Raw genomic sequence first — 1,869 nt, forward strand, 5'->3', positions numbered from 1 at the left:
CGCCCGGCTGTGACGCGAACTGGCTGTGCGCGCTGCCCGATCTGGCGCCCGGTGCCCGCAGCACCCTGCAGGTCGTGCTCAGCCCGAAGAGGGCGCTGACCGCCGAGGTCACCGGCACCCTGACCACCACCGGCACGGACGCCGACCGGAGCGACAACTCCGCCCGGCAGCGGCTGCGTATCCTCCAGCCCAAGATCGTCGCCGTGCCGCCGATCGGCAAGCCCGGCTTCGTGACCTCGGTGCGCGGCAAGGACTTCCCGCCGGGCGTGCCGGTCCGGTTCCGCTGGAAGCCCGGCATCACGGCCGCCGCCGCGCCGACGGTGCCGCTGCCGGACGGCACGTTCATCGGGCAGCTGCTGATCCTCGCCAAGGACCAGACGGGCCCGCGCACCATCACCGCGAGCGGCCCCGGCTTCTCCCCGGTGAAGACGGACTTCCTGGTCGTCAACGGCAGTGTGCAGCCCCCGGACGAGGTGACCCGCCGGTGATCCACGAGGTCGACGAGGCCCTGCGGGGCCTGCTGGAGGAGTCCGGGCTGGCCGCGTCGGGCGTCGAGGTGGTCTTCGACGCGCCGACCAGCGACTGGGCGGCCCGGCGCGGCGCGCCCACGGTGAACGCGTTCCTGTACGACATCCGCGAGGACAACTCCCGACGCAACAGCAGCGCGGGCGAGATCTACGACGAGGACGGCTTCGTCGTCGCCCGCCGCTCGCCCGCCCGCTGGTTCGAGCTGACCTATCTGATCACTGCGTGGGCGAGCCGGCCGCAGGACGAGCACCGGCTGCTGTCCCAGGTGCTGTCCACCCTGGCGTCCACGGACACCCTGGCGCCGCATCTGCTGACCGGCACGCTCGCCGAACTGGGCCTGATCGTGGGCCTGGACGCGGGCGGTACCGGCCTGGACGCCCCGGCCGCGTCCGATGTGTGGTCCGCGCTGGGCGGCGAGCTGAAACCGTCGCTCGGGGTACGGGTACGCGCCCCCTTGGCCGGCATCGAGCGGGTCGCCGCGCCGCCGGTCACCGAGGGCCTGGTCGTCCGGTCGGTGCCCCACTCCCTGCCGGACGAGGCGGAGTCGGCGCGCCGGCTGCGCTACACGGAGATCGACGACCCCGGCGGGGAGGGCTTCAGCGGGTCCCGCGAGCGGCGCCCCGCCCCCGCCCGGCGCCGCAGGAGGGGTGACCGCCAGCCATGACGCACACCGTGGAACCCGAGCTGTGGCGGCGGCTGCACACCGTGGAGGAGCGGGTACGCAAGGCGGTCGCCGCGCGGCGGGCCGTCGACCCCGACCCGGACGACCCCTACCGGGGCCAGTACCTCACCCCCGAGGCGGCCCAGCGCGTCCTCGACACGCGCGGCGAACCGTCCGCCGCCGAGCCGGAGCGGTCGGCGGCGGACTCTCCACTCGGCCGCCTGGCACGGGACTTCGGACTCTCCCCGCTCGATCTGGACCTGCTGCTGGTCGCCCTGGCCCCGGACCTGGACGCCCGCTTCGAGCAGCTCTACGGCTATCTGAACGACGACCTCACCCGGCGCCGGCCCACGGTCGGACTGGCCCTCGAACTGTGCGGGCACACCGGGCTGTCCCCCGCCCGCTTCCGCCTCTCCCCCGGCGCGCCGCTGCTCACGGGCGGTCTGCTGGAGGTCCAGGAGCCGGAACGGCCGCCACTGTCGCGGATGTTGACGGTGCCCGACCGGGTGACCGCGCATCTGCTGGGCGACACCGCGCCGGACGCCCGCCTGGGTTCCGTGCTCGGGGAGCACACGGCGGACCCGGCGGCCGACCCCGCGCTGGTCCGGCGGGCCGCCGCCGGGGTCCGGAGCGGCACCGGGCATGTGCACCTGCGGGCAGTCGGCGGTGCCCCCGAGGGC

Annotated in this window: 1 protein-coding gene and 2 pseudogenes; all 3 read left to right on the forward strand. The window is 75.2% G+C overall.

What is annotated here, in order from left to right:
* Positions 1–488, forward strand: a pseudogene (locus tag GT030_RS27895) (hypothetical protein); the annotation flags it as partial.
* Positions 485–1,192, forward strand: coding sequence for a DUF4255 domain-containing protein (locus GT030_RS27900; protein WP_161203452.1), 708 nt, complete (start codon positions 485–487; stop codon positions 1,190–1,192). The pseudogene GT030_RS27895 and the gene GT030_RS27900, both read left to right, overlap by 4 nt.
* Positions 1,189–1,869, forward strand: a pseudogene (locus tag GT030_RS27905) (ATP-binding protein); the annotation flags it as partial. The gene GT030_RS27900 and the pseudogene GT030_RS27905, both read left to right, overlap by 4 nt.

The sequence above is a fragment of the Streptomyces sp. SID1328 genome, assembly GCF_009865595.1.
GTDB classification, from domain to species: Bacteria; Actinomycetota; Actinomycetes; order Streptomycetales; family Streptomycetaceae; genus Streptomyces; species Streptomyces griseoluteus.